We start from the raw sequence: 387 nt of genomic DNA on the forward strand, positions 1-387 counted from the left end.
GTCGCGGACCGCTGAGACGAGGGCTCCGTCCCAGGGACCGTCTGGTCCTGGCATGACGAGGTCCTGGGAAGCCTTGGCGGCATCGACGCTGCGCACGGCGGTCCAGTCGCTGATCACGACCCCGTCGAAACCCCATTCACTGTTCAGCGGGGTTTCGAGGAGATCGTTCTCAGTTGCCGTGGTCCCATTGATCGAGTTGTAGGCACTCATCACCAGCCAGGCGCGCGACTCGACGACGGCTTTCTCGAACGCCATGAGGTACAACTCACGCAGGGGACGCTCGTCCACGATGGCGTCAATGGTGAAGCGGTCGGTTTCCGAATCGTTGGCGACGTAGTGTTTCGGGGTCGCCCCGACACCGTTGCGCTGGACACCTGCCACATAGGC

General features: G+C 63.0%; 1 protein-coding gene. It reads right to left on the bottom strand.

Annotation, left to right across the window (positions count from 1 at the left end; translation table 11 throughout):
- Positions 1-387: glycoside hydrolase family 3 N-terminal domain-containing protein (locus AC1DKD_RS42415; protein WP_477144892.1), on the bottom strand; the 387-nt coding region annotated here is incomplete at both ends.

Source organism: Cupriavidus sp. 05T313 (assembly GCF_056396665.1).